This is a genomic window from Chryseobacterium defluvii (assembly GCF_014204415.1).
Lineage (GTDB): Bacteria > Bacteroidota > Bacteroidia > Flavobacteriales > Weeksellaceae > Chryseobacterium > Chryseobacterium defluvii_A.
On record NZ_JACHLE010000002.1, the window covers coordinates 195,704 to 220,805 of the forward strand.

26 protein-coding genes are annotated in these 25,102 nt (G+C 38.8%); 14 read left to right on the forward strand and 12 right to left on the reverse strand.

Annotation, left to right across the window (positions count from 1 at the left end; translation table 11 throughout):
* The first annotated feature begins 9 nt into the window (after positions 1-9).
* The 10 genes from HNP38_RS09320 to HNP38_RS09365 all read left to right on the forward strand — a co-directional run bounded on the left by HNP38_RS09320 (position 10) and on the right by HNP38_RS09365 (position 10,544).
* Entirely contained in the window at positions 10-930 is a 921-nt protein-coding gene (locus tag HNP38_RS09320; protein ID WP_184188249.1) for a glycosyltransferase family 2 protein, read from the forward strand.
* Positions 931-1,012: 82 nt separating this feature from the next.
* Entirely contained in the window at positions 1,013-1,930 is a 918-nt protein-coding gene (locus HNP38_RS09325; protein WP_184188252.1) for a glycosyltransferase family 2 protein, read from the forward strand.
* Positions 1,920-2,609 carry a GNAT family N-acetyltransferase gene (locus HNP38_RS09330; protein ID WP_184188255.1) on the forward strand — a complete coding sequence of 230 codons (690 nt, stop codon included), beginning with the start codon at positions 1,920-1,922 and terminating at the stop codon, positions 2,607-2,609. Before HNP38_RS09325 ends, HNP38_RS09330 begins: the two co-directional genes overlap by 11 nt.
* On the forward strand, positions 2,596-3,720 hold the full coding sequence (rffA, locus tag HNP38_RS09335; RefSeq protein WP_184188258.1) for a dTDP-4-amino-4,6-dideoxygalactose transaminase: 1,125 nt from the start codon (positions 2,596-2,598) through the stop codon (positions 3,718-3,720). The genes HNP38_RS09330 and rffA overlap by 14 nt, the downstream gene beginning before the upstream one ends.
* Before the next feature lie 9 nt (positions 3,721-3,729).
* On the forward strand, positions 3,730-4,515 hold the full coding sequence (locus HNP38_RS09340) for a class I SAM-dependent methyltransferase (RefSeq protein WP_184188262.1): 786 nt from the start codon (positions 3,730-3,732) through the stop codon (positions 4,513-4,515).
* 3 nt (positions 4,516-4,518) lie between these two features.
* Positions 4,519-6,096 (forward strand): hypothetical protein, encoded by a 1,578-nt coding sequence (locus tag HNP38_RS09345; RefSeq protein ID WP_184188265.1) that lies wholly within the window; start codon positions 4,519-4,521, stop codon positions 6,094-6,096.
* Positions 6,097-6,102: 6 nt separating this feature from the next.
* Positions 6,103-7,899 (forward strand): asparagine synthase (glutamine-hydrolyzing), encoded by a 1,797-nt coding sequence (gene asnB / locus HNP38_RS09350; RefSeq protein WP_184188268.1) that lies wholly within the window; start codon positions 6,103-6,105, stop codon positions 7,897-7,899.
* On the forward strand, positions 7,899-8,837 hold the full coding sequence (locus HNP38_RS09355; RefSeq protein ID WP_184188272.1) for a glycosyltransferase family 2 protein: 939 nt from the start codon (positions 7,899-7,901) through the stop codon (positions 8,835-8,837). Before asnB ends, HNP38_RS09355 begins: the two co-directional genes overlap by 1 nt.
* A gap of 8 nt (positions 8,838-8,845) precedes the next feature.
* Positions 8,846-9,574 (forward strand): DUF1796 family putative cysteine peptidase, encoded by a 729-nt coding sequence (locus HNP38_RS09360; RefSeq protein WP_184188275.1) that lies wholly within the window; start codon positions 8,846-8,848, stop codon positions 9,572-9,574.
* Between the two features lie 25 nt (positions 9,575-9,599).
* Positions 9,600-10,544, forward strand: coding sequence for a glycosyltransferase family 2 protein (locus tag HNP38_RS09365; RefSeq protein WP_317166717.1), 945 nt, complete (start codon positions 9,600-9,602; stop codon positions 10,542-10,544).
* Here the strand turns inward: HNP38_RS09365 and HNP38_RS09370 are convergent.
* The 12 genes from HNP38_RS09370 to HNP38_RS09425 are packed head-to-tail and all read right to left on the reverse strand — an operon-like array spanning position 10,541 to position 21,896.
* A complete protein-coding gene (locus tag HNP38_RS09370) occupies positions 10,541-11,464 on the reverse strand; it encodes a hypothetical protein (RefSeq protein ID WP_184188278.1) in 924 nt (307 codons plus the stop codon). The two genes, HNP38_RS09365 and HNP38_RS09370, sit on opposite strands and share 4 nt — an antisense overlap.
* A 2-nt stretch (positions 11,465-11,466) precedes the next feature.
* Positions 11,467-12,882, reverse strand: a complete 1,416-nt coding sequence (locus tag HNP38_RS09375) for an MBOAT family O-acyltransferase (RefSeq protein WP_184188281.1) — start codon at positions 12,880-12,882, stop codon at positions 11,467-11,469.
* Positions 12,883-12,910: 28 nt separating this feature from the next.
* Complete coding sequence (locus HNP38_RS09380) at positions 12,911-13,624, reverse strand: SDR family NAD(P)-dependent oxidoreductase (protein ID WP_184188284.1); 714 nt, start codon at positions 13,622-13,624, stop codon at positions 12,911-12,913.
* Entirely contained in the window at positions 13,621-14,019 is a 399-nt protein-coding gene (locus HNP38_RS09385; protein ID WP_184188287.1) for a MaoC/PaaZ C-terminal domain-containing protein, read from the reverse strand. Before HNP38_RS09385 ends, HNP38_RS09380 begins: the two co-directional genes overlap by 4 nt.
* A gap of 1 nt (position 14,020) precedes the next feature.
* Positions 14,021-14,257, reverse strand: coding sequence for an acyl carrier protein (locus HNP38_RS09390; protein WP_184188290.1), 237 nt, complete (start codon positions 14,255-14,257; stop codon positions 14,021-14,023).
* A gap of 13 nt (positions 14,258-14,270) precedes the next feature.
* Complete coding sequence (locus HNP38_RS09395) at positions 14,271-16,013, reverse strand: HAD-IIIC family phosphatase (RefSeq protein ID WP_228461023.1); 1,743 nt, start codon at positions 16,011-16,013, stop codon at positions 14,271-14,273.
* 48 nt (positions 16,014-16,061) lie between these two features.
* Positions 16,062-17,003 (reverse strand): hypothetical protein, encoded by a 942-nt coding sequence (locus tag HNP38_RS09400; RefSeq protein WP_184188294.1) that lies wholly within the window; start codon positions 17,001-17,003, stop codon positions 16,062-16,064.
* A 3-nt stretch (positions 17,004-17,006) separates the two neighbouring features.
* Positions 17,007-18,440, reverse strand: a complete 1,434-nt coding sequence (locus HNP38_RS09405; RefSeq protein ID WP_184188298.1) for an MBOAT family O-acyltransferase — start codon at positions 18,438-18,440, stop codon at positions 17,007-17,009.
* A gap of 12 nt (positions 18,441-18,452) precedes the next feature.
* A complete protein-coding gene (locus HNP38_RS09410) occupies positions 18,453-18,683 on the reverse strand; it encodes an acyl carrier protein (RefSeq protein WP_184188301.1) in 231 nt (76 codons plus the stop codon).
* A gap of 17 nt (positions 18,684-18,700) precedes the next feature.
* Entirely contained in the window at positions 18,701-19,666 is a 966-nt protein-coding gene (locus HNP38_RS09415) for a hypothetical protein (RefSeq protein ID WP_184188304.1), read from the reverse strand.
* Positions 19,667-21,100: an MBOAT family O-acyltransferase gene (locus HNP38_RS09420; protein WP_184188307.1), complete on the reverse strand. Its 1,434-nt coding sequence runs from the start codon at positions 21,098-21,100 to the stop codon at positions 19,667-19,669. It lies immediately after the preceding gene.
* A 25-nt stretch (positions 21,101-21,125) separates the two neighbouring features.
* Positions 21,126-21,896, reverse strand: a complete 771-nt coding sequence (locus HNP38_RS09425) for a class I SAM-dependent methyltransferase (RefSeq protein WP_317166718.1) — start codon at positions 21,894-21,896, stop codon at positions 21,126-21,128.
* 100 nt (positions 21,897-21,996) lie between these two features.
* On the opposite strand from HNP38_RS09425, the gene HNP38_RS09430 reads away from it, so the two are divergent.
* Genes HNP38_RS09430 through HNP38_RS09445 form a run of 4 tightly spaced genes read left to right on the forward strand, consistent with a single transcriptional unit; the run spans position 21,997 to position 25,102 of the window.
* A complete protein-coding gene (locus tag HNP38_RS09430) occupies positions 21,997-22,539 on the forward strand; it encodes an acyltransferase (protein ID WP_184188313.1) in 543 nt (180 codons plus the stop codon).
* A 7-nt stretch (positions 22,540-22,546) separates the two neighbouring features.
* Positions 22,547-23,386 carry a glycosyltransferase family 2 protein gene (locus HNP38_RS09435; protein WP_184188315.1) on the forward strand — a complete coding sequence of 280 codons (840 nt, stop codon included), beginning with the start codon at positions 22,547-22,549 and terminating at the stop codon, positions 23,384-23,386.
* Between the two features lies 1 nt (position 23,387).
* The gene (locus HNP38_RS09440) at positions 23,388-24,542 is read left to right on the forward strand and encodes a glycosyltransferase (protein ID WP_184188318.1); all 1,155 of its coding nucleotides are present in this window, start codon (positions 23,388-23,390) and stop codon (positions 24,540-24,542) included.
* Positions 24,539-25,102 carry a DapH/DapD/GlmU-related protein gene (locus tag HNP38_RS09445; RefSeq protein ID WP_184188321.1) on the forward strand — a complete coding sequence of 188 codons (564 nt, stop codon included), beginning with the start codon at positions 24,539-24,541 and terminating at the stop codon, positions 25,100-25,102. Before HNP38_RS09440 ends, HNP38_RS09445 begins: the two co-directional genes overlap by 4 nt.

The following is a 25,102-nucleotide window of genomic DNA, read 5'->3' on the forward strand; positions in this document are numbered from 1 at the left end:
CAGACACCCATGCCTGAAGTTTTCTTTATAATAGTGACCTACAATGCCATGAAATGGGCTCAGAGATGCTTTACAAGCTTAAGGCAGTCTTCTGTTCCCTTAAAATGTATTGTCGTTGACAACGGCTCTACCGATGGGACTCAGGAATATATAAAGACCCATTTTCCCGAAGTAGAGTTCATCCAGTCCAAAGAAAATCTAGGTTTCGGGAAAGCCAATAATATCGGGATAGAAGAAGCCTATAAAAAAGGGGCGGATTTCTTTTACCTGATGAATCAGGACGCCTGGTTGTATGAAAACAGTCTTGAAAAATTACTGGAGGTGTACAATAGCCATCAGAATAAAGAAGAGATCGGGATCATAAGCCCGATGCATATTGACGGAACAGAAAAGCAGCTGGACATTTTTTTAGATAAATATATTGCCACTAATTTTGAAAAAACAAGGCTTATTTCAGATTTGTATTTTCAAACATTGAAACCTTACTATGAGATAAGTTTCATTAATGCAGCCCATTGGTTCCTGCCTAAAAAAACCATAGAGATCGTTGGTGGGTTCAATCCCTACTTTTTCCATTATGGTGAAGATAATGAGTATGTGAACAGGCTTCATTTCCATAAAAAGAAGATCCTGCTTGCCCCGGGAAGTAAAGTGGTGCATGACGGAAAACAGACATTGGGTAAAGTAGACTATAATAAGTATAGGGACCTCTCCATAGAGACCAAAATATTAAACCCTAATTACCCAAATGCCCTACAGCAGGAAAAAAACGCATTGAGGCAAAGCCTCATCAAAAATGCATTAACCGGAAATATCAGCCAGGCCAAAAACCTGCTTCAGCGTTATAATGAAATTAACCGAAATAGTGCCGAGCTGTTAAAAATTAAAGAAAAGATAACAAAGGAAAAGCATTCCTTTCTCAATTTATAACAAAAAGACTTATTTTTATAGTTCCTAAAAACAAAAATGATTATCATATCTTTGAAAAATTTATTACCCATATCAACAATTCATGATCAGCATTGTTAGCCCAGTATATCGAGCAGAAAAAATACTCCCTCTTTTGGTTTCTGAGATCTCTCATGCCGCTGAAAAAATAGGGGAAGATTATGAGATCATCCTTGTGGATGACAGAAGCCTTGATGATTCCTGGGAAGTGATGAAATCTCTGGCTAAAGAAAATGCTCATGTAAAAATATACCGCTTAAGCCGTAATTTCGGCCAGCATCCAACCATCATGGCCGGCCTTAGCAAGGCAACAGGAGACTGGGTTGTAGTAATGGATTGCGATATGCAGGATCAACCTAAAGAGATTGAAAAGCTGTATAAAAAAGCAACTGAAGGATATGATGTGGTTCTTGCCAGAAGAGAGATAAGAATTGACTCGGCACTAAAAAAGCTTAGCTCCAAAATCTTTTATAAGGTTTTCAATTATCTGGCGGGCATAGAAATCAATAACGAAATAGCCAATTTTGGAATATACAACAGAAAAGTGGTTCAATCCATACTGAAGATCAATGATGCCATAAAATTTTTCCCGCTGTTTGTTAACTGGGTCGGATATAAAACGACCACGGTTTCCGTAGAACATGCATCAAGGGAAGAAGGAAAATCCGCCTATAGCCTTTCAAGGTTAATTTCTCTGGCATTCAATGTTATTATTTCCTTTTCAGATAAGCCTTTAAAAATATTCGTAGGTTTTGGTTCCGTCATATCTTTGCTTTCCATTCTTGTCGCTGTTTTTTTTGCCGTACGGTATGTTGAAGGAAAAACTACTGAACCCGGTTTTAGCTCACTCATACTCTCTATCTGGTTCTTGTCCGGAGTGATTATCAGCTGTATAGGAATTGTGGGAATATATCTGGGGAAAACATTTAACCAAACCAAAAACAGACCTGTTTTTATAATCGATGAAGCTTATGAAAATTAATTTCTTACCCTGGGACAGTGATTTCTTCAGCAAAAAGATAGGAGATATCACCTTAGATCAGGAAGAGCCTGTAGATACTGAAAATTACGATCTTATTGTAGTAAAGCAACTCTCAGACTTTCTCATAGATTGGGAAGGCTATGATCTTAGCTTTAAAGAAACAAAAGTGAACTTCATAAAACCCCTGGATCATCTTCACAATATAGGATCAGGACTGGTTAAAGACTCTGACAACGAGGAAAAAGAAGAAGATTTCTTTAAAGAACTGGCCTATGAAAGCGGCAAAATGAGCCGTTTTTTACTGGATAAAAGCTTTGGTGAGGCCAAATTCAAAGAGCTGTATGATAGGTGGGTGATCAACAGCCTTAACAAAAAATTTGCCGTGAAAACCTTCTATATTGAAGAATCCGGAAAAGCGATCGGCTTTGTGACCGTTCAGAAGTATGATGATCTGGGAAAGATCGGGCTCATTGCTACCCATCCTGAATATCAGGGAAAAGGATTCGGCAGAAAACTCTTGCAGACAGCAGAAAACTTTTGTCTGGATAATGGAATGACCCATCTGGAGATCCCAACACAAAAAGAAAACATTCAGGCCTGTTCATTTTACAAAAAACAGGGCTACGAGATAAAAGACGAAATAATTATAAAACACTACTGGAAAAATGATTCCCTTTAACAAACCCTATCTTACAGGAAAAGAAACCAAATATATAGAAGAGGCCGTAGCCTCAGGAAAAATTTCCGGGAACGGTATTTTCACCCAGAAATGCCAGAAATTCTTTGAAGATACCTATGGCTTTAAAAAAGCTTTGCTCACCACCTCATGTACAGATGCCCTGGAAATGTGCGCCTTACTGGCCGATATCAATGCCGGAGATGAAGTCATCGTACCCAGCTATACCTTTGTATCATCCGCACTGGCATTCGTAAGACAGGGTGCCCGCATTATATTCGCAGATTCTTATCCCGATAATCCTAATATTGATGCTGATAAGATCGAAAAGCTGATCACTGAAAAAACAAAAGCGATCGTGGTTGTTCATTATGCAGGAATTGCCTGTGATATGGAAAAGATACTGGAGATTGCAGAAAAATATAACCTCATCCTGATAGAAGATGCAGCTCAGGCCATTGACAGCTATTACACCTTTAAAGACGGAACTAAAAAAGCATTGGGAGGTATCGGGCATTTGGGTGCTTTCTCTTTCCACGAGACTAAAAATATTATCTCCGGAGAAGGAGGAATGCTTACCGTGAATGATGACCGCTTTATTAACAGGTCAGAAATAATCTGGGAAAAAGGAACCAACCGCTCCATGTTTTTCCGAGGTGAAATCAACAAATACGGCTGGGTAGATACGGGCTCTTCATTCTTACCCAGTGAAGTGATCTCTGCCTTTCTTTGGGCCCAACTGGAAAATATTGATGATATCCAGCACAACAGGCTGAAAATATGGAACAGGTATTACGAGGGGTTAAAAAACAATCCGAAGATCTCTTTACCCGTTATTCCTGATTTTGCCACGAATAATGCCCACATGTTCTATATCGTCTGCAACGAACTGGAATCCAGGACTGAACTGATCAAAAGACTGAAGGAAAACAATATTTTAGCAGTTTTCCATTACCTTTCCCTTCACAAAAGCGAATATTATCTTCAGAAACATGATGAAAGAGCACTTCCGAATTCCGATCATTTTGAAGACTGCCTTCTGAGATTACCGCTATTTTATGAACTATCAGAAGCCGAGCAGGAAAAAGTAATCCGCATAATCAATGAATTTTAATAATTTTCCATGAAAGAAGTTAATCCAGAAATATTTAAAGACGAATATCAGGTAAAAAATGGAAAATATATTTTCATTCCTGTTCAGGAAGAAGTTGTCACCGACTTTCTTGATAAAATAAAATATAAAATAAAGAAATTCAATAAGGTATACAGCTCGCTCATCGAGATCATAAGCCCTGTTTATCCACAGCCTTTCTTTGATGCCAAAAGGATCATCCGTAACGAGATCAAAGGAAAAAAAGTGGTAGCCCTTAATCTGGGAAGCGGAAATTCCGATTTTGGAGACGATCTGCTGAATGTAGACCTTCTCCCTTATGACAATGTAGACGTTATATGTGATATCGAAAAAATACCCTTTAAGGATAACTCTGTAGATTACATCATCAATATTGCCGTTTTAGAGCATGTTCCTAATCCGCAGAAAGTCATTGCAGAGATCCACAGGATTTTAAAACCTGGCGGGAAGATCTATTGCTTTATTCCTTTCATGCAGCCTTTTCATGCTTCACCGTATGATTTCCAGAGGTTTACCTATGAAGGGATGAAACATCAGTTCAAAGATTTTGAAATTTTAAAGCTGAAACCGATAGGTCCCACTTCGGGAATGCTTTGGGTGGTTCAGGAATGGTTTGCACTGGTTTTCTCTTTCGGGATAAAGCCGCTTCATACGTTCCTGTATTTGCTTTTCATGATCCTTACCTTCCCGATCAAATTTCTGGATGTTATTTTACAGTATTACCCGATGAGTAAGAATATGGCTTCGGGCTTCAGCATCTGGGCACAAAAAAAGTAACTCATGGATAAAATTCAGTACAAATATGAAAACCTTTTAAGCCTGGTCTTTTTAATAGGAGCATTGTTTACAGGGTATATCGTCTATTCTAATCTGGATAAAGGTTTCATTTTCAATGATGAAGCCTTCTATTTATTTTTCTATAGAGATCATGAAACTTTACCTACAATAGATGCTACCAATTTCTACCGTATCTTTCATGTTTTCTTTACAGAAAATATTTATCTGTTCCGCTGTATTACTTATGGGCTTTTAAATATCTCCACATTTCTGCTCTTCTTTTTTATCAGCAGGTATTATAAGTTAAAAGTCAATGCACTTCTGATCGGTTTTTTAGGAGTGATGATCAATTTCCTTACCTGGCGCATCAGTAATATTGTCCTCCATCAATATATCGGAAATACGATCCTTATCAATATTTCCTTAACATGTATTTTACTATTCCTTATTTACCGGAAAGTATTCCCGCTTCCCATTGCAGGTTTTACATTAGGCTTGCTTTTGTTTGACGGTATTCCGCATACATTGGTTCTTATTCCGATCGCTGCTTTCCTTTTATTCAACTTCTGGAAAAACTCAAAAAAAACGATCATTTATATTGTTGCAGGCGGAATATTGGGGATCGCATTTTATTTTACCTTTATTGAAAGCTTTTCCAAGTTCATTTCCCAGCTGGAGTGGATCAAAATATATAAAGAGTTCCATACCAAACAGCATCCGAAACGTTTTTATATCTTCTGGATCCTTAAAGTAGCCGGATTTGTTTTTGCTCCTGTGGCAGTTTTAACAGGCTGGCTTCACTGGTTCTCAAAGAATAAGATCCGCGACCTGAATTATATCCTTATTATTCTTGCTGCTGTTTTCATTATTTCGAACTTCTTTTTCAGCTCCATTTATATCAATTATGTATTACTGGCTCTTCTGATCTACAGATATTGCCTGGAAGATATCAGCAATGAAAAAAAATCAATGCTCATTGTACTTTTTCTGATCCCGTTCGGGTTGTCATTCGGATCCGGAGCTTATTTTGAGGTCAGAGGGATGCTGTATAACATTTACTATTATATTGCTTTGGCGGTCATTATCCTTTCCCTGTATCAGGTAAGGTATTTTATGATCTTTGTGATCCTGCTTGCCTATCAGTGTTTTATATTTCCTAATATCTTAAAAGAAAGAGGCTGGAAAGATTTCGTCTTTACGGAACAGACGGAAAAGGTAAACATAGGCGGCCATGATCTGTATCTGGATAAAGAAAGAAAAAAAGATATTGAAGACCTCCGTCCTTACCTTCAAAATCAGCAAAATATCATCTACTCTAGCAATCATTTAATGGGCTATTTATATATTCTGAACGCAAAACCACCTATTTACTATTATTTTGCTTTGAAGAACTATGTGAGCTTCATTATAAAGAAAACCGGGAAAACGCCGGACGACTTCATTTATATAGAAAGTGACGATTATCCTTTCAGTCCGAAAGAAATTGTACCTTTGCAGTTTGTAAGCCAGCCGGAAAAATACAAAACAGTAAAAGCCGGAAGATTTACATTACACCTTCCCTCCCATTACCAGAAAAAATAAAAACACATGTGCGGAATAGCCGGAATAATAACCAATAACGCCCGAAATTACCAGACTATCATTCAGAAGATGACCGATGCCATGTCGCATCGCGGGCCGGACGCTTCCCATCATGAGTTTTATGAGAATGCTGCTTTAGGCCATCGAAGGCTATCAATCATCGATCTATCCGAAAATGGAAAACAGCCCATGTTCTCCAATACCGGAAAAGAATGCATTGTCCTGAATGGTGAGATCTATGGCTATCAAAGCATTAAAAATCAATACGCAGAATACCCTTACCGTGGAAGTTCAGATACAGAGGTGATTCTTGCTATGTATCAGAGGAAAAAGGAAAAACTCATCCATGACCTTCCGGGAATGTTTGCCTTTGCAATATGGGACGAGGAAAAGCAGCAATTGTTCTGCGCAAGGGACCGATTTGGAGAAAAGCCGTTTTATTATGCCATCGGTAAAAACAATGAATTTATTTTTGCATCCGAGATCAAGGCGATTTTAGCGTCGGGATTAATTCAGCCTCAGGTAAATAACGAAGCCCTTTCCCACTATTTACAGTATGGCTATGTGAATGCCTATCAAAGTATTTACAGCAATATTTTTACTTTACCACCTGCGCACCAGCTGATCTGGAAAGATGGTAAAGTGACCGTTTCAAGATATTACAGCCTTCCGGCAAAGGATCGGCACATAAGCTTATCCGATGCTAAGGAAGAATTTACCTATCTTTTAAAGAATGCCGTAAAAAAACAGCTTATTGCTGATGTAGAAGTAGGAAGCTTCCTGAGCGGTGGACTGGATTCCTCTTCTGTTGTGGCACTCGTTGCCGAATTCTTACCTCATCACACCACGATCAGTTTCGGGTATGACCACGAAGACAGTGAACTGAAATACGCTAAAGAGATCGCAGAGAAATATCATACCAATCATGTTGAGATACATGAACAAAAAAAAGATTTAGCGACCTCTCTTCTGCATGTCACTCCGTTCCTGGATGAGCCTTTCGCAGACAAGTCATTTATTCCTCATTATGAGATCTGTAAAAGTGCCAGAAAAAATCTCACCGTAGTGCTTTCCGGAGACGTAGGCGATGAATTATTCGGCGGGTATAATTTCTACACTATTGAAAATAAGCTGAAGAATCATTTCAGCTATAAAAATATAATGGCCCGATTCGGCATGAAGCTGTATCAGAAGATCAGGCAAACCTCTTTTATCACTCAAAAGAATCTGGAGTATGATAACATCCTGGATTTCCACCAGAATTTTGTAAGGAATTCCTTCAATAAGGAAGAAAGGATTGCATTAGGCATCACAGCAGATTATAAGCAGCCTTACAGCTTCACTCCTGATCCTGATTCCCTGAACGATATTATGCGGACAGACCTGGAAAAGTATGTTCCGGGCAATATGATGGTGAAATCTGACCGTATGGCGATGGCCAATTCTCTGGAAGTAAGGACTCCATTTCTGGATATAGATTTTGCGGAATTCTGTATCCAGCTCCCAGAACAGCTGAAACTGAACACAGAGAACGATAAGATCATCCTTCGCGAAGCCATGAACTCTTATTGGACGGAAACCATTCGTAACCGTCACAAGCAGGGCTTCGGAATGAGTGCTGCAGGTTGGTTTCAGGAAGAGAATTTAATGAAGCTGTCCAATGACCTGCTTAATGATAAGAATCAGAAAGTTTTTAATATCATTGATTATCATGCCGCTCAAAAGTTCCTGAATAAAGACCAGAAGCACTGGAATCTTTTACAGCTGGCACTTTGGGCACACAATAACCAATCTTTTTTATAATGTTTGAAGTTTCTGTAATCATCCCGGTTTACAATGCCTCCGAATTTTTAGAAAAGGCGGTACAATCTGCTTTGCAGTTCGGGGAAGTAAAGGAAGTTATTCTGGTTGAGGATCAGTCGACCGATAACTCATTGAAGATCTGTGAAAAGCTGGCTTCTGAAAATCCGCGGGTAAAATTATACCAGCATCCCGATAAAGGGAATCACGGAGCCGGGGCTACCCGGAATCTGGGGCTGGAGAAGGCTCAATCCGAGTTCATCGCCTTTCTGGACTCTGATGATTATTATCTGCCTAACCGGTTTGAAGCGGAAAAAGAGATCTTTAAAGACCCGAAAATTGATGGGATTTTTGGCGCCATTGGCGTTGATTTTCTGTCTGAAAAGGGAGAACAGGAGTATAATAAAAAGTTCAATTCCTCAAAACTGACTACTGTCAACTACCCTGCTGAAGGGCATGATGTGTTTAAAGGGCTTATCAATATGTCTGAAAAGCCTTTTGGCGTGTTTTTTCACCTGAACGGATTAACGATAAGAAGGGAAGCTTTAGTTAAACATTTACTGCAGTTCAATAAAAATTTAAGGGTTCACCAAGATTCGGATTTTATTGTGAAGTTGTCTTATCATACGCATCTTAAATCAGGAATTATTGATAAAGCTATTGCGATGAGAGGCATCCATGACAACAACAGGATCACTAAAATAAAAAAATTCTCTCCCGAGTTCGACAGAAGACAGTTTCTTCTCAGACAATCCTTATATGAATGGGCAAAAACCACCAATATGGACCCAAAGTACCGGGAACATATTTATCTTTTCTATCTTACATTTAGAATCGCTCGAAAAAAAGGTGTCTCAAAATTTTTTAACTTTGTATCTGCAATTCTGAGCAATCGCAATATTGTAAAAACGAGATACAGATATTATTATCTTCATAAATAACTGCACTGATGAAAATACCTTTGATATATGTTCCAAGAACCAAGTATAAATATTTCCTGGAAATCAATAAAAAATACCGATCTGAAAAATATATCATCCCTATCGGCAGGGACTGCCATGCCGCACATTCCCTCGATATCCTGAATATCCGCGAGCAGAGCCTTCCGTATGACTGGATCCGCCTGAAACCGATCCTGGGGCTTCAGATTGTAAGCAATAATATTAAGGAAAAATTTAAATATTTCCTTCAGGACCTCAAAAAAAATGAGGAAGGAAACACATACGCCGAAAAATATCCCAATGCCGAGTTTACCCATGCCAAAGCAGTATTGGACAATCCTGATCTGAGGAAAACTTTTGAAAAACGCTGCAAAAGATTGCTTGACCTTATCGGAAGCAAGCCTGTAGCTTATTTATATATTCTGGAAATAGATGACTTCAAGGGTTCTGAAGATGTGGATTTCTTTTATGATACGGTGATCGGCTTTACAGAGATCCTCAAACCAACCGATTCTCTCCATATATACATCAGGTTTGATGAAACGGTAGAGGAAAACCCTGAGATCTGCAAGCAGCTTATCGATAAAATACAACCTGTCAATCAGGTTTTTATCACTTCCTACATCCGCGAAAAAGAAAAATACGGGATCTGGGGAAATGAAAAAGCTTATCCTCAACTATATAAAAGCTTAAATCTCGACATTAAGCAGATCTTCCCGAAAATATTAATAAAGTAATAATTCCGTTTTTTTAAATCATATTGTGATAAAGGTTTCCGTAATAATTCCTGTCTATAATGCTGAAAAATATGTCTCCCAAGCCGTAGAATCAGCGCTGAATCTTGAGGATGTATATGAGGTTATTTTAGTAGAGGATAAGTCCCCCGACAATGCCTTACAGGTGTGTCAGGAACTTGCGTCCCGATATGACCGGGTAAAACTTTACCAGCATCCGGACAAAGGAAATCACGGAGCCGGAGCCACCCGGAATCTGGGACTGGAAAAAGCGACCGGAGATTTTATTGCCTTCCTTGATGCTGACGATTATTATCTTCCCAACCGGTTTGATGCCGAAAGAGAACTTTTCAAAACCCCCGATGTGGAAGGTGTATATGGAGCTTTAGGCGTACATTACTATTCCGAAAAGGCTAAAGAACAGTATTACAGTTTATTTCAGGATCATTTAACTACTGTTTACAAAAACCACCCTCCTGAAGATGTCTTCCCGGGGCAGATCCATATGAAAGGAAGCTTTGGCCTTTTCAGCATTGATGCCCTGACTATCCGCAGGGAATCTATGATAAAGAAGCTCAATCCCTTTTTCAAAACCCATTTAAGGCTTCATCAGGATACGGAATTCTTATTCCGCCTGTCCTACTACCTGAAACTTTATCCGGGTATCGTGGATAAGGCTGTGGCCATGCGAGGTGTTCATGAGGATAATAGGATTACTCAAGTGGACTCCAGAAAGGTAAAGCCGTCTTCAACCCGGGTTTTGCTCTGGAAAGAAGTAAATCATTGGGCACAGGCAGAACAAAGCATTCCGGGGAATATCAAGCTTCATATCGAAAGGATGTACCGCAGCTTTGAAATAGCCAATGCTCCGCTTTTAAGAAAATGGAGTATGATCTTCAGATACCTGATCACGGATTTTCAGAGTATACGTTCCGGGTTATATAATATTAATTTCCGAAAAGATCTTTTTTAGTTCGGTTTTTTATTCTGAAGAATAGAATCAGCGATCTGCGCGGTAAATACTTTGCCGGACTCTTTGTACATATGGTTTCCATCTGTATAAATGTATTTACCCATATCCGAAGAGAAATCAAAAAACCTGACTCCGTTTTTTTTTGATATTTGACGCATCTTCATACTGAAATCAGACGCGTATGAATGTTCCAGCTGCATAAGCCTTTCCGAAGCCGGAATTCTTACCAGATATACCTCTCCTTTCCCTTTCAGATAACCGATCATATCTTCCAGAGCTTTTATACGATCCTGCGAAATAACCTGTTTTGAGGCAAAACCAATATATTCCTTTACCTTTTTATCTTCCCTTTTTCTGATGGTATCCGGAGTAATATCTACTGAGACTTCCATCCAGCCGTTCTTATGAAGGTAGGTATTGGATCTGGCCACTGCCTCCCTATCCCTGTATATATTGAACCAGCTTTTACTGAAATTCCTGATAAGGTATTCGTAGTTGGGATCCATATCATAGAAGATCATGCTGTTCAGTGAAGAGACTTTCTCCGGGAAATCTTCCACACTTTTGATATCCTTACTGACTGATAAATTCCAGGGATCAACCGTCAAAATAAAGATCCCGTTCTTTGTATCAGGATTAATCTTTCTTTTTAAAGCTTTAAGGTAAACCGGACCGTAGGGAGAATCCCCGATATTAAAAGCGAAATTATTGAATGTTCTGCCTTTAAATTTGCCATCCAGAACGTCCGGAACAACAGCCTGCACACCCCTGGAATCCCCTAAGATCATATCCGATGGTTTCGGGCCGGTAAAATGCCTGTAATTATCATCCGTATTCCCATCAGCAAAACTGCCCAGATATAATAACACGGCAATGATCCCAATAATGTATAGTGATATTTTAAATAAAAACTTTTTCATAATCAGAACTGTTCATAAATGAAATTACCATTACCAAAAACCCCAAAGTACATAATCATAAAGATAAGGAAAACGTAAACCCCTCTTCTGATCCACGGATTATACCTGCTGATCTCAAGCCCGTGTTCCTGGTCTTTATTCAGCCAGTCGATCAAAAGCAGAATTCCTATTAAAGCTAAGATCTTAAGCTTGATAAACTGTGGAACGGAAAAGAAAGACAAGCTGAATACCCTGCCGTACATTCCCACAGCATCCGTAAGAGTAGGTGCCGTAAAAAGAATGAAAGCGAAACACACGATCACCATGGTCAGCAAGACATTCCCCAATTCCTGAAAAGTTGGAATCGGCTTGGTGAATTTTTTCTTTTTGTTCAGTTTATTGGTCAGAATTAAGGGAATATAATAAAGGCCGTGAAGCAATCCGAACAGAACAAAAGTATATTTTGGCCCGTGCCATGCCCCGATCAGGATAAAATTCAGGATAATGGCGGCAATAAGCCCTTTTTTCTCATAATCCCGGAACTGGATCACCAAAGGGGTGAAAACATATTCCGTGAGCCATGAAGTGAGGGAAATATGCCATTTTCTCCAGAATTCCGCAATGTTCTGGGCAAACAGGGGAAAGGCAAAGTTTTTGGTGATATTGAATCCTAAAAGCCTTGCAAAACCGATTGCCATATCCGAATACCCGGAAAAATCCGCATAGATCTCGAACAGGAACAAAATGGCCCCGAAAGCAACCGTACTTCCAGAAAGGTCTTCATAATTCCGGAATATATTCTGCGTGATCGGCGTAATACTGTTTGCTACCACTAATTTTTTGAAGGCTCCGTACAGGATCTGCCTGGCTGCATCTGAACCGGTTTCCACTGTGAAAACCCGTTCTTTTTTCAATTGGGGAAGCAGTAGCCCGCCCCTGTCTATCGGGCCCGAGGTCATACTTGGGAAGAAAGCGATATAATTGAAAAACGTCACAATATCAGTCTCCGGTTTCAGCTTTTTGTTCTTGATATCAAGGAAATAACTGATGATCCTGAACGTGTAAAAGCTGATCCCCAACGGTAAAATGATCGTCAGGGTAAGCGTATTTTGTATATTGAACAGCTCTGCAAAAGAGTCAATAAAAAAATTGAAGTATTTAAAATAAAATAGGGTTCCTATGGCCAGAATGAGTCCCAGATTGAGGAAAATCTTTTTGTTCTTCCCTTCACTTTCACCAATCTTCTGCCCTAAAAAATAAGCGGCTGCCGAACTTCCGATAAGAAGTGCCAGAAACCTCCAGTCCCAGTACCCGTAAAAAACGAAACTGGCAATGAGCAGCAAAAGATTCTGTAATTTCAGATTCTTCCGGAATACGAACCAATACAGCCCAAAAAAGACAGCAAAAAAGAGGATAAAAACAATAGAGGTAAACTGCATCAGCTTTTATTTATAGATTCAATTGAGGTTAATAATGTGAAGCATCCAGGAAGAGATGGTTCCCGTTAAAATGTTTTCCTCCGTTGATGCAGAGATCGATCATATTGGATACATCCCTGCTTTCAAGTTTATCTTTCAGCGGATAGCCGGAAAGTATGGTTTCTTTCATCCTCTCATCCATATTTTTATGAAAATCCGTAGGAATAAAAGACGGAGATATGGAATTGCAGGTGATCCCGAATTTCACATTTTCTACCGCCCAGCTTTTACTCATCTGAAGCAGATAAGCCTTATTGGAATTATAGGCGGATGTTCCCATCGCCGGTGAATTGAGTGACGATGAAAGAATATTGATGATCCTTCCGTATTTTTTCTTCCGGAAAACATTGATGCATTTCTGGGTAACCTGTAAGGCAGGCATCACATTGTTCTTAAAATCATTCAGGAACTTGTCAGCGTCCGTTTTATGAAAATACGTATCTATGAAGGTTCCGTTATAATAGTTGTTGATAAGGATATCCGGATCAAAAGTCTCAATTTCTGCTAAAAAAGCCTCTAATTGCTCAGCAGATGTAAGATCTACCTGAAATGCTTTTGCATTGGCAAATCGGGCCTCTATTTCTTTGGCAGATGCTTCGGAATGACAATAGGTGAATAATACATCATACCCTTTTTCCAAAAGGTATATATTGATCTCTTTCCCTATTCCGGATGAACCTCCGGTTAAAACTACTCTATTCACGTCAATTCTTTTATATGTATTTTCCCTGAGGCTACAATCTTATTGTCCGTATTGATAAATCTGAACTTGAAAGTATTGACCTTTACAGCCTCGGACTGGTCGGCGACCACCGCTTCAAAATTCAGGATATCATCCAGATAAACAGGATTTTTATAATTTATGCTTTGTGAAATGATCATTACTTCTTCCGAAGGTAAAAGTTCACCAATGAAATAAGAGAGAAAGCCATTCAGAATATTCCCGTGCATCACTTTTGCCTTAAAGCCTTTACTCCGGGCAAATTCATCATCAACATGCAGGGAATTCCAGTCATCAAAAATATGGAGGAAACTGTTATAAGTACTTTCATCAACCTTAAATTGATGCTGAAATTTCTGATTAAGCTTTAGGATCATCTTATTTTGTCAATATACAGTCGATCATTTCTCCAACATTGTTCCAGCTTTGGATCTCTGAAGAGGTAAAACGTACCCCGAAGGCTTTTTCTACCGCTACAATCAGCTGAATATGGGAAAGAGAATCCCACTCTTCAATATCTTCCGCTGTTGTTTCGAAGTTTAATACGATTTCTTCATTATCCAGTTCTTCACGAAAAAGCCCGGTCAGTTTTGTTAAGATTTCATTCTTGTCCATAATGTATATTATTTTAATTGTTTATTAATTGTTCTGTTTTGCTCACAATGTAGACTTCTTTATGCTGATATTCTTCTACATTAAGCACCCATCTGCCTTCTTTACCTTCAAATCCCAGTCTCTCATAATGATCCTGTACCATCTGGTTTTTTGCCGTCGGGAGATACTCTCCCACTACATATTTATACCCGTTCTTTCTGGCGGTCTCTACAATGGTATTCAATGTAAAGTCTTCCATTCCTCTTTTTAGAACACGGCAGCTCATCAACCAGGTATCAATGAAAAGGGTTTCAGGGTCTTTCTTTTCGAGAACGATAACGCAGATCAGCCCGTTATCACCATATTTATCTTCCAGCGTGAAAGAAATGGTGTGGTGATTCTCCGAACTCATAAGTGTTTCGACTTCCTGTTCCGTATATCTTATCGTTCTCAGGTTGAACTGATTGGAGCGCTGGGTCAACTGGGAGACTCTCGGTTTGGAAAAGGTATTGAATGACTGAACATCGGAGACCATATTCATGCTTTTAAGGAAATCTTCCACATTGGTAAAGCTGTCAAGGGCAATGGCTCTTTGAGCTTCTACCTGATATTGCTTTGTCCTTTCGGCATCATTTTCAGAGAAACTTGCCGTCTCGAAAAGATTTAAGCTGTATAGATATTCCAGGTATTCTGCAGGATCTTCAGGAAGTTCGGGAACGCAAACATCGGGAAGGTTTTCTCTTACAAGGTTTCTTTCGAAAGGGTTATCATCCAGGAAAACCATGGAATCAAAGCCAATATTCAATATGTTTTGGATCTTTCTGATGTTATCTGCCTTGTTTTCCCAATTGGCTACAAAAACGGCAATATCATCCATTCTAAGGACCATATCAGGATGCTTCTCGAAAGGTTCTTTCGCTTTATCTTCATCATTCTTGCTGCAAACTGCCAAAATAATACCTCTCTTTTGTAAAGATTTTACCCAATACTGGAATTCCGTAAAGGCTTTTCCTATACCCAGGCTTCCGATCTGGATCTTTTCAAGGCCGTCATCACCGATAATTCCGCCCCAGGTCGTATTATCCAAATCCAAAATAAGGCATTTTTTAAATTTACCTTCAATGGAAGATACAATGCTTACCACATGGTGGGCTACGATAGGCAAGGCATCAATAGACAATACCATTTCCGTGTTCACATAAATGCTTGGGGAAAACATGAAGTTTCTTCCCCATTTATTTTGAATGGAAGCCAGATCGGCGATAAAAAGATTGTTTTTTTTAACAGCCAGTTCTGATAACAAATAGTTGAGCTTATTCTGCTGATAAACGAAGGATGATTCCACCTTACTGGCAAAATTCCCAAAAACCTGATTATCAATCCCGGAGAAATTAGCATATATCACTTTACTTTTGATCCTGCTTTGGATGGTCTCATACAGCTCTTCTATATAACTGATCTTATTCTGGGCAAAAACATGCTGGGAATTATAATTCTTATAGTACTGGGACAGTAATTTGTGCGAAGATTCAAAAAGGATGGTATAATCCGCATTGAATTCATAATATTCGGAGGTAGGATCCAAAATCTGACGGGAAACCTGCCCGAAATCGGCTTCAAAAACTTCCAGATCGAAGCCTTCGTCCACAGCAGCACCCTTTAATGCAAGATTTAAAAACTGGGTAGCCGTATCACCCAACAGGGCTACTTTAATTTTCTTTAGTCCTTCCGGTTTTGTCTTTATGTTTTTCTTTAGTTCTGTAAATGTCTTCATCATAAGTTTATTAGAGGGTTCGAAAATACGATTAATATAGCTTATTAGCAATCAATTAAGGGATAATATATCCTGTGCAACAACCGCCGAAAATCTATTCATAGATTCCGGCTCCAGATGTACCTCATCTGTCCATTGGTAATTATTTGACGTGTCATTATAGTTAACGTAATGCACTCCTTCTTTGGCCGCAATTTCGATCATTCTCTTATCAAAATCGGGGTAATATTTATTCTCTATGGCATATGGCACTTTATTCACCGGCATCCTGACCATGAAAACCTTTCCATGATTTTTAAGAAATTCTATGGTCCTGGAGAGGTAGGCCAGCCTGTTCTCCGAAATTTTCAATCCCTGTACCCTGTATTCAAGTTCCTTCATTTTCCCGGCATTGATCCTGGCCTGCTTTTCCGGTGAATTTCTTTTGATGATCTTCCCGTTTACTTTCCCGTTATCCAGGATCTCCACTTCTGCGATCACATTTTTAGGCGGACGGATCTTTTTATTGATCTCGTTCGTAATGGAAAAATTATAGTTTTCCAATAAATACTCAATATTCGGGTTAATCGCCACCAAAGAGGTTTGTGCTACGGATTTATCATTTTCGACATAGTATTCCGCTTCATCCGGTTGCGTCTTATCCACCATCAGAGCAGTTGGTTCAACGGTTACGATGAACACCCCGTCCTTAGTATCCGGATCTGTTTTCTTTTCTATGGACTCCAGGTATTTTGGTCCGTAAGGTGAATGCGCCCAGGTGAAGGCATAATCATACAGGTCTGCATTGGGATATTTTTTATGGATAATGTTATCCATGATTTCAGGATTCATGGAAGCAGCCCTGGAACTTCCCAGGATCAGGGAGTTTTGCTGCGGAGAAGTAAATCTTTTATAGAAATCATCCGATTTTTCTCCTGTAATGTATATGGCATACCCAATAAACAATAAAGGGAGTATGGAAAATGCAGTTAATCTTAATAGTGATTTTTTCATGATTTAAAATTGTGCATAAATAAACCCTTTAGGAGCTATATAAAACAAAAATACCAAAAACACCAATACGTAATAGAATCCCCATCTCAGAGCCACATTCTGCTTCACCAGCATTTCTTTGATGGCATATTCCTTATCTCTTCCGATCCATTCCACAATAAGCATGGAGATGATAAGAAGCACGATCTCTTTCTGAACCGGATAATTCGGAAGCTGGAAAAAAGAAAGTGAGAAAATCCCTTTGTAATAGTTGACCGCCATTTCCATATCTTTTACAAAAAAGAGGATCATCAGCAGGGTGAACAGTACAAAGGTTACCGGGATATTTTTCAGCTCTTCTTTAGTAGGAATAATATTATTTGAGCTTTTCACTTTCTTATTCATTTTTCCTTTCCAGATCAGGGGAATAAACATAATTCCGCTGACAATGCCATGAAATATATAATGCCACTCGGCCCCATGCCAGAAACCCACCACTAAAAAGTTGACCATAATAGCCATGATGAGTCCGTATTTATCATAATCCCTGAATGTAATGGACAAAGGCGTAAATACATATTCCGTTAACCATGAAGTAAGTGAAATATGCCATCTCCGCCAATAATCCGCAACATTTTGGGCAAATAAGGGATAATTGAAATTCTGCTGGATCTTAATGCCCAACAGCTTTGCAATCCCCATCGCCATATCGGTATATCCCGAAAAATCCGAATACAATTGTATGAAATACAGCATTGCTCCTATGAATAAGGCACTGCCATTCAACGTATGATACGATTCAAATAAAGGAGAGGTAATCGTGGCAATATTATCTGCGATCACGAGTTTTTTGAATAATCCCCATAAGATCTGCTTCAGGCCATCTGTAAATTGAGTGGAAGAAAAATCTCTTTTATCTTTTATATTATTTAAAAAAGGCGTTGCCCGGTCTATAGGCCCTGCAATGATGCATGGAAAGAATGCAATAAAAACCGAGTAATTCAGAAGTGACGGAATTTCTTTCAGTTTATTGTTCCTGATATCCAGTAAATACCCCATCATCCTGAATGAGTAAAAACTGATCCCTATCGGGAAAAGAATATTCAGGAGCTTCATCCTGTCCCGGATCCCGAATAAATTTAAAAGCTCGTTGAAATTTTCAATAAAGAAGTTAAAATATTTAAAATACAGAAGCTGGATCAGGATGAGGAAAACACCCAATCTTAACCAATGGACCTTCGATTTTCCTTCAGCACTTTTTATCTTATTTCCTATGAAGTAAGTAACTCCAGTGGAAATGATAAGCAACGATAAGAATTCCCAACTCCAACTTGCGTAGAACACATAGCTCCCTATGAGTAAAAATACGTTCTGGATCTTCGAATTTTTCCCCAAAAGGTAATAAACCAGAAAGAGTATGATAAAAAAGGCAATGAAACTGTATGAATTAAGCAGCATAGATTCTAATTCTTATTTAGACATAATGGTCTCCACCATTTCTCCTACATTATTCCAGCTCTGGATCTCTGAAGAAGTGAAACGCACACCAAATGCTTTTTCTACTGCTACGATCAGCTGAATATGAGAAAGGGAATCCCATTCTTCTATATCATTGGCTGTAGTTTCCGGGGTGATAATTATTTCATCATTATCCAGTTCTTCCCGGAAAATGCCTGTAAGTTTATTTAAAATTTCATCCATTGTATATATATTTTTCATTACTTCTCCTGTAAAGCTTTTTCCAAAAGCGGAGCTGTTTTTTCTGAAATGATCTTTGAACCTCTTGCATTAAGGTGCCCATAGTCCCATCTGTTCTCATACAGATAAAATTCCGGGTAAGCATCCGGGTCTGCCAGGCTGATCACCGGAACATTTAATGCTTTCTCATAAATTTGTAGTTTTTTGGCATCAGGCTCTACCGGCCCCGGAATAAACATAATGAGATGAATACCTCTCTTTCTGCATTTTTCCGAAAGTTCACTGATCTTTTCAATAAAAGCTTTGTTGGGAGTGTACTGACGCTTATCTGCATGATAGTATTCCAGCCTTTCTTTAATAGCAGCCTTCAGTTTCTTTTCCTCTGTTCTTGGCACCATGCTCTTTTCCAACGGAAAAAAACCATTATTTTCAGAAATCAAGAGATTGGTCTTTTCCCGCACCTCTCTTTCATCAATGCATTTATTAAAATGAAAAACATTCAGAATAAAAGACCCCAGTGACAAAGCCATTTGCTTATAGTCTTCTGCCTCTTTATGGAATTTCATAGCGAAAAAGGTGTTTTCATAGTTGAAAGCACCAAAGCTCCGTTCTGTTTTGAAGTTGACTTTTGTTATTTTTATTTTATCCTGAAGTTCCAGCACAATATATTTTGGCCTAAAATCGGGCTTGCTGAGAATATATTCCAGGGTTTGGAAGTTCTCCAGGTCAAAACCTGCATTAGCTCCTAAATTATAAGATTTTATTCCCTTGATATTTTCATCAATCACCTTGCAGTCGATCTGATCATTGATCTTCGAGCTTCCTATGAAATACATATTGTATTCCGGATGTTTTTTCAGGAATTCCAGCTTTGCATTCAGAAAAGCATAAGAATAATTGCTGTTCGGGCTAAGAGCCAGCTTTATCAGGCCGATAATGAACATGATCGCTATAAATAAAGATAATATGGAAATAAATCTTTTCATTTAAAACTGGAAATAAATAAATTCATTACTGCCGAAATTAGCAAAATTCAATATCAGATAGGCTACTAAAATATAAATAACTCTCTGTAAAACAGGTTTTTTATCCTGTATCTTCAATCCGTAATCATGGGTTCTGTTCATCCATTCCGTGATCAGCATAAAAGCGATCAGCGCAAATAATACACCCCTGAACTGTGTAGGGAATGCAAACAGGCTGTCGTTAAAAATCCCTTTAATATATCCTATCGCATGGGAAACGCTTTCTGCCCGAAAGAAGATCCATGCAAAACAGGTAAGGGTAAACGTTATAATGATACTGAAAGTTTCCTTTAATGAGGGAATGATCCTGTTCATGGCCACCACCTCCAGGTTATGCCTGTTCTTTTCAGCGATCAGCAATGGAAGGAAAAATAAGGCGTTAAGGCCGCCCCAGATAATAAAGGTCCAGTTGGCGCCATGCCAAAACCCACTCACTAAAAATATGATAAAAGTATTCCTTATCTTCATCCACATTCCACCCTTGCTTCCTCCCAAAGGAATATAGAGATAATCCCGGAACCATGAAGAAAGTGAAATATGCCACCGTCTCCAGAATTCTGCAATATCTCTTGAGAAATAAGGGTAAGAGAAGTTTTTAAGCAGCTCTATTCCAAATAGTCTGGAAGTTCCCAAGGCAATATCGGAATATCCTGAAAAGTCTCCATAGATCTGGAAGGCAAACAAAACAGCGCCTAAAACCAGATTACTGGCACTTTCCGTATGATAATTGGTGAAAATTTCATTGACAATAGGCGCACAGTTATCTGCGATCACCATTTTTTTAAAGAATCCCCAAAGGATCTGGGCCATTCCGTCCTTTGCCTTTTCGTAATCAAAAGTTCTTTTTTTCTGGATCTGCGGAAGAAGATGGGTGGCCCGTTCGATAGGCCCCGCAACCAATAATGGAAAATAGCTCACAAATACGGCATAATCCACATAATTTCGCTCTGCAGGGATCCTTTTTTTATAAACATCAATCACATAAGACAATCCGTGGAAAGTGTAGAAAGAAATTCCGACCGGCAGGATGATCTTAAGTACCCACATGTTAACTCCAAATCCGAATGCATGAAGTAATTCCGCAAAGTTCTCTATGAAAAAATTATAGTATTTAAAAAAGCCTAAGAAGCCAAGATTGATCACAATACTTAAGGTAAGCCAGAAGGTTGCCTCTTTTTTGGTTTTACTGTTTTCAATTTTAATTCCTGAAAAATAATCCAGTCCTATGGAAAACATCAGAAGAAACAGAAAACGCCAGTCCCAGCAGCCATAAAAATAAAAACTGGCTACCAAAAGAAGCATATTCTGATACTTATAGTTCTTATTGCATACCTGCCAGTATAAAATAAAAACTATAGGAAGAAAAATGAGAAAAGCAATAGAATTAAAGAGCATAGAATTTCTTCAATGTAAACAAAAATTACTTTATAAAAACTCCAATGTACTTCCCCTCGTACTCTACAACGGTTGTTTCGATGTTATTTTTTTCGCAAAAATCCTGATAAGCCGAATTATCACCAATATCATCACTGATGAAAGCTCCGCCTTTTCTTAAATGCTTATAAAGCTCATTATAAGCCCAGAATCTTCCGTTATAGCTTTTATCCGAATCATAATGAACGACATCAAAATCTGTATTTTCCGCAAAGATCTTAGGTAAGGATTCCTTATCGGCAAATCTGAACAGCTTCCAGCTATTCTTAAGATATTCAGGAACTACATATCCTACATATCTGTCCCCGTCCTGAGCCAGATAAGGCATATCTGAACTATATAGTGTTCCGCTTCTTTTTTCTAAAGACAAAAGAGCAGCCAGTGAAGACCAGCCATAAGCAACACCTGTTTCCACCACATTCCCGGCATGGGTAAATTCACAGGCATAATAGATAAGCTCCAAGGCACCTGCACCACCCATTTTCACGGGACATTCGACTTCTTTTTGCTGTGCCGTTTTTAAAACTTCCTGAAAACTGTTACGGAAATTGGATATTTCCAATCCGAAAAGACGGGAAACCGCTTCCTGCTGAGAAACTGCTTTAGAAGCAGCCCAGGAATTCGTTTTTTCTTTACCCTTAAAGGCATTATTCCTGTTAATAGTGTTTTTAATAATTTTCCTGCCTAATTCGGGATAAAGATCCGGCCTTTTAAGGTAGGCGATAAATGTTTTGAGAACCCTTGTTATTTCGCTCACTGTGTCGGTTTTAAAGGCACAAAAATAAGATTTTTTTTTGATTTCCATAAAAACAGGGTATCTTTGTGACAATCAAAGGATAAAATTTAATATTCAATTTATGTTCTATAATTTCCTTGAGAAAATTAACAGAAAAATTCAGCTTTCTATTCTTAAAAAGCATCCTAAAGTATTTTTTAAAAATATCAGATTGGGTGCCGGTGCCGGTTTTGTCCTTGATAAAGACCTGGAAAAGTTAAGTATAGGCCATTCTGCCGATTTTAGAAATTACATCAGCATTCTTGTCCTGAAAAACGCAACATTGGAAATAGGAGACCGTTTTTTCATGAATAATTTCTGTTCAATCAACTGTATGGAATACATTTCAATAGGCGACAACACCTTATTTGGTGAAAATGTGAAAATTTATGACCATAATCATGCTTATGAGACTACCCCGGTATTCAAAGTGCATTCATCAGAATTCACCAAAGCTCCCGTAAAAATAGGAAGCAACTGCTGGCTCGGAAGCAATGTGACGATTCTAAAAGGGGTGACAATAGGTGACAACTGTATCATAGGCGCCGGCTGCACGATCTACAAAGATATTCCGGCCAATACCCGCGTGATCAATAAACAGGATCTAACCTTCACTCCGCTTTAAAATTATCATGAAATTTTCAATACTTATCGCCCATTATAATAATGCGGCACTCTTTAAAGACTGTTATGAGTCCTTACTGAAGCAATCCTATAAAAACTGGGAAGCCGTTATTCTGGATGATGCGTCTTTAGAAAAGGAAAAAGAACAAATTAAACAGATCATAGCAGGAGACGAAAGGTTCAGGTTCTTTGAAAATGAGAAGAACTCCGGTGTAGGCGTTACGAAGAGTAAGCTTATTGAGCTTGCAACCGGCGATATCTGTGGTTTTGTGGATCCCGATGATGCCATCCTTCCGACAGCCATTGAAAAATCAATCAGTATATTCAGGCAGAAAAGGGATGTAGTGCTGGCTTATTCACAGTTTATGACCTGTAATAAAGACCTTCAGCCTGTTTCTCCGTTCAAATCCGCAGCACAGGTATTGAATGATGACCCTTATTTTTTTAATTATCCTATTCAGATCGCCCATTTCGTAACGTTCCGGAAAGATATCTATGAACAGACCGAAAAAATGAATGCCGACATGAAAATCGCGGAAGACCAGGATCTGTATCTAAAAATGTATGAAAAAGGGAAAGTTCAGTTCATCAATGAGCCTAACTATCTTTACAGGACCCATTCCGGCGGGATTTCCCAGAACGATAACAGGCCCAGATCAAGAGAATATTTTGCACAGGTTATTTTTAATGCCATGAAACGCAGGGGCCTGAAAACAATACATGGCAAGACTGTTCCGGACAGCTATACAGATCCTAAGGAAATTTTTTCCTTATTGGAATATCAAAACAAGGTATCCTACAGAATTAAAAAGAAATTGAGAATATATATAGAACAAGTCTTTGGATAATATGAATAATCATAAAATAAAAGTTCTTTTCAGGCACCGTTCTATGGAAATGGGAGGTGTGGAAAAGGTTATTTTAAGTATGCTTCAAAATCTCGATCGTGAGAAATTTGCTTTTACGGTATGCCTGAATATGAATCAGGGAGCCTTGCGCAATGAATTCCCGGAATATGTAAGAAAAGTACACATTACGGACGGAAAGGAAGATTTTTCTAAAAATTCTGTTATTCAGAAACTGCAGCTTGCCAAAAGAAGGTTAAAACTAAAACAGGCCGAAAAAAGCCCCAAAATTGCAGAAAGCCTTCTGAATGAAAAGTACGATGTGGAAATTGCCCCTACCTATGCTGCCTTCTCATCTGTTTTAAATTCAGGTAACAAAAGCTCAAAAAAGATCGGATGGTTCCATTCGGATATTACCATACCCAAGATCCAGCCGCTGGTTCCTGAAATTTTAAGGCAAATTCCCCAATTTGATTATTTCATTTTTGGTTCCCAACAGACAAGGGATATTCTGGTGGAAACGTATCCTGAATTAAAATTACCTGAGAATCAGGTAGTCCTGAACGCTATTCCTATTGAAGAATTAAAACAAAAAGCAACAGCATTCAAGCCCGAGCTTCCCAATAAACCCGTTTTTGTATCCGTCGGAAGACTGCACAGCAGAAAAGGGTTTCACAAATTAATGGAAGCCCACGCTAGGCTGCTGAAAGACGGATTTGATCATCACATCATTATTATAGGTGATGGTGAGGAAATGGAAAATTTAAAAAAGCAGGCCGAAAACTTAAAGGTTACCCATAGTTTCGAATTACTGGGATCTATGATGAATCCGTATCCTTATGTGAAAAATGCCGACTTTTTTATCCTTCCCTCTGAGTCGGAAAGCTGGCCGCTGATTATCGCAGATTCGCTGATCCTTCAAAAGCCCATTATTTCGACCAATGTGGGTGGAATTCCGGAAATGATCGTCCATGAGAAAACAGGCTACCTCATCAACTACGAAACAGATGAAATGTACGATGCCATGAAAAAATTCATGACCGATCCTGATCTGATTCCCGGGATAAGAGAAAATCTCACTACTATTGAAGAACAATTTGATAATCAGAAGATATTCGATGCCGTAGAAAATATAATCTTAAAACTGACACAACAATGATGCTATTATACCGGATCATCATAAAAATCCGTACCATGTACCAGGAGATGATCAAAAATATTACCATAAAGATTGCCATAGACAATGGATTAAAGGTTGGAGACAATTTATATGTACAGGGTATCCCTAATTTTGGCTCCGAGCCTTTCCTTATCGAAATAGGAGACAATGTAACGATCGCCGAAGATATTTCCTTCATCAATCATGGCGGAGATGGGCGGGTAACCAAAAGAATTGAAGCCTACAAAGACGGCAGAACCTTTGGAAGGATCAAGATCGGCAATAATACTTTTATCGGAAAAGGAGCGATCTTATTACCTGGGGTTTCTATCGGGAGCAACTGTATCGTTGGATCTCTGAGTGTTGTAAGCAGTTCCATTCCGGACAATACCGTTTATGCCGGTGCGCCTGCAAAATTCATTTGTACGATTGAAGAGTATGGCGAGAAATTATTGGCCAATAATACTGTATACCCCCGCGAACTGGAAGCAAACCGTCCAAAACTGGAGGAATATATTGCCAAAAACCTCCCTCACACTTACAAACCTGTAAAAAAGTAA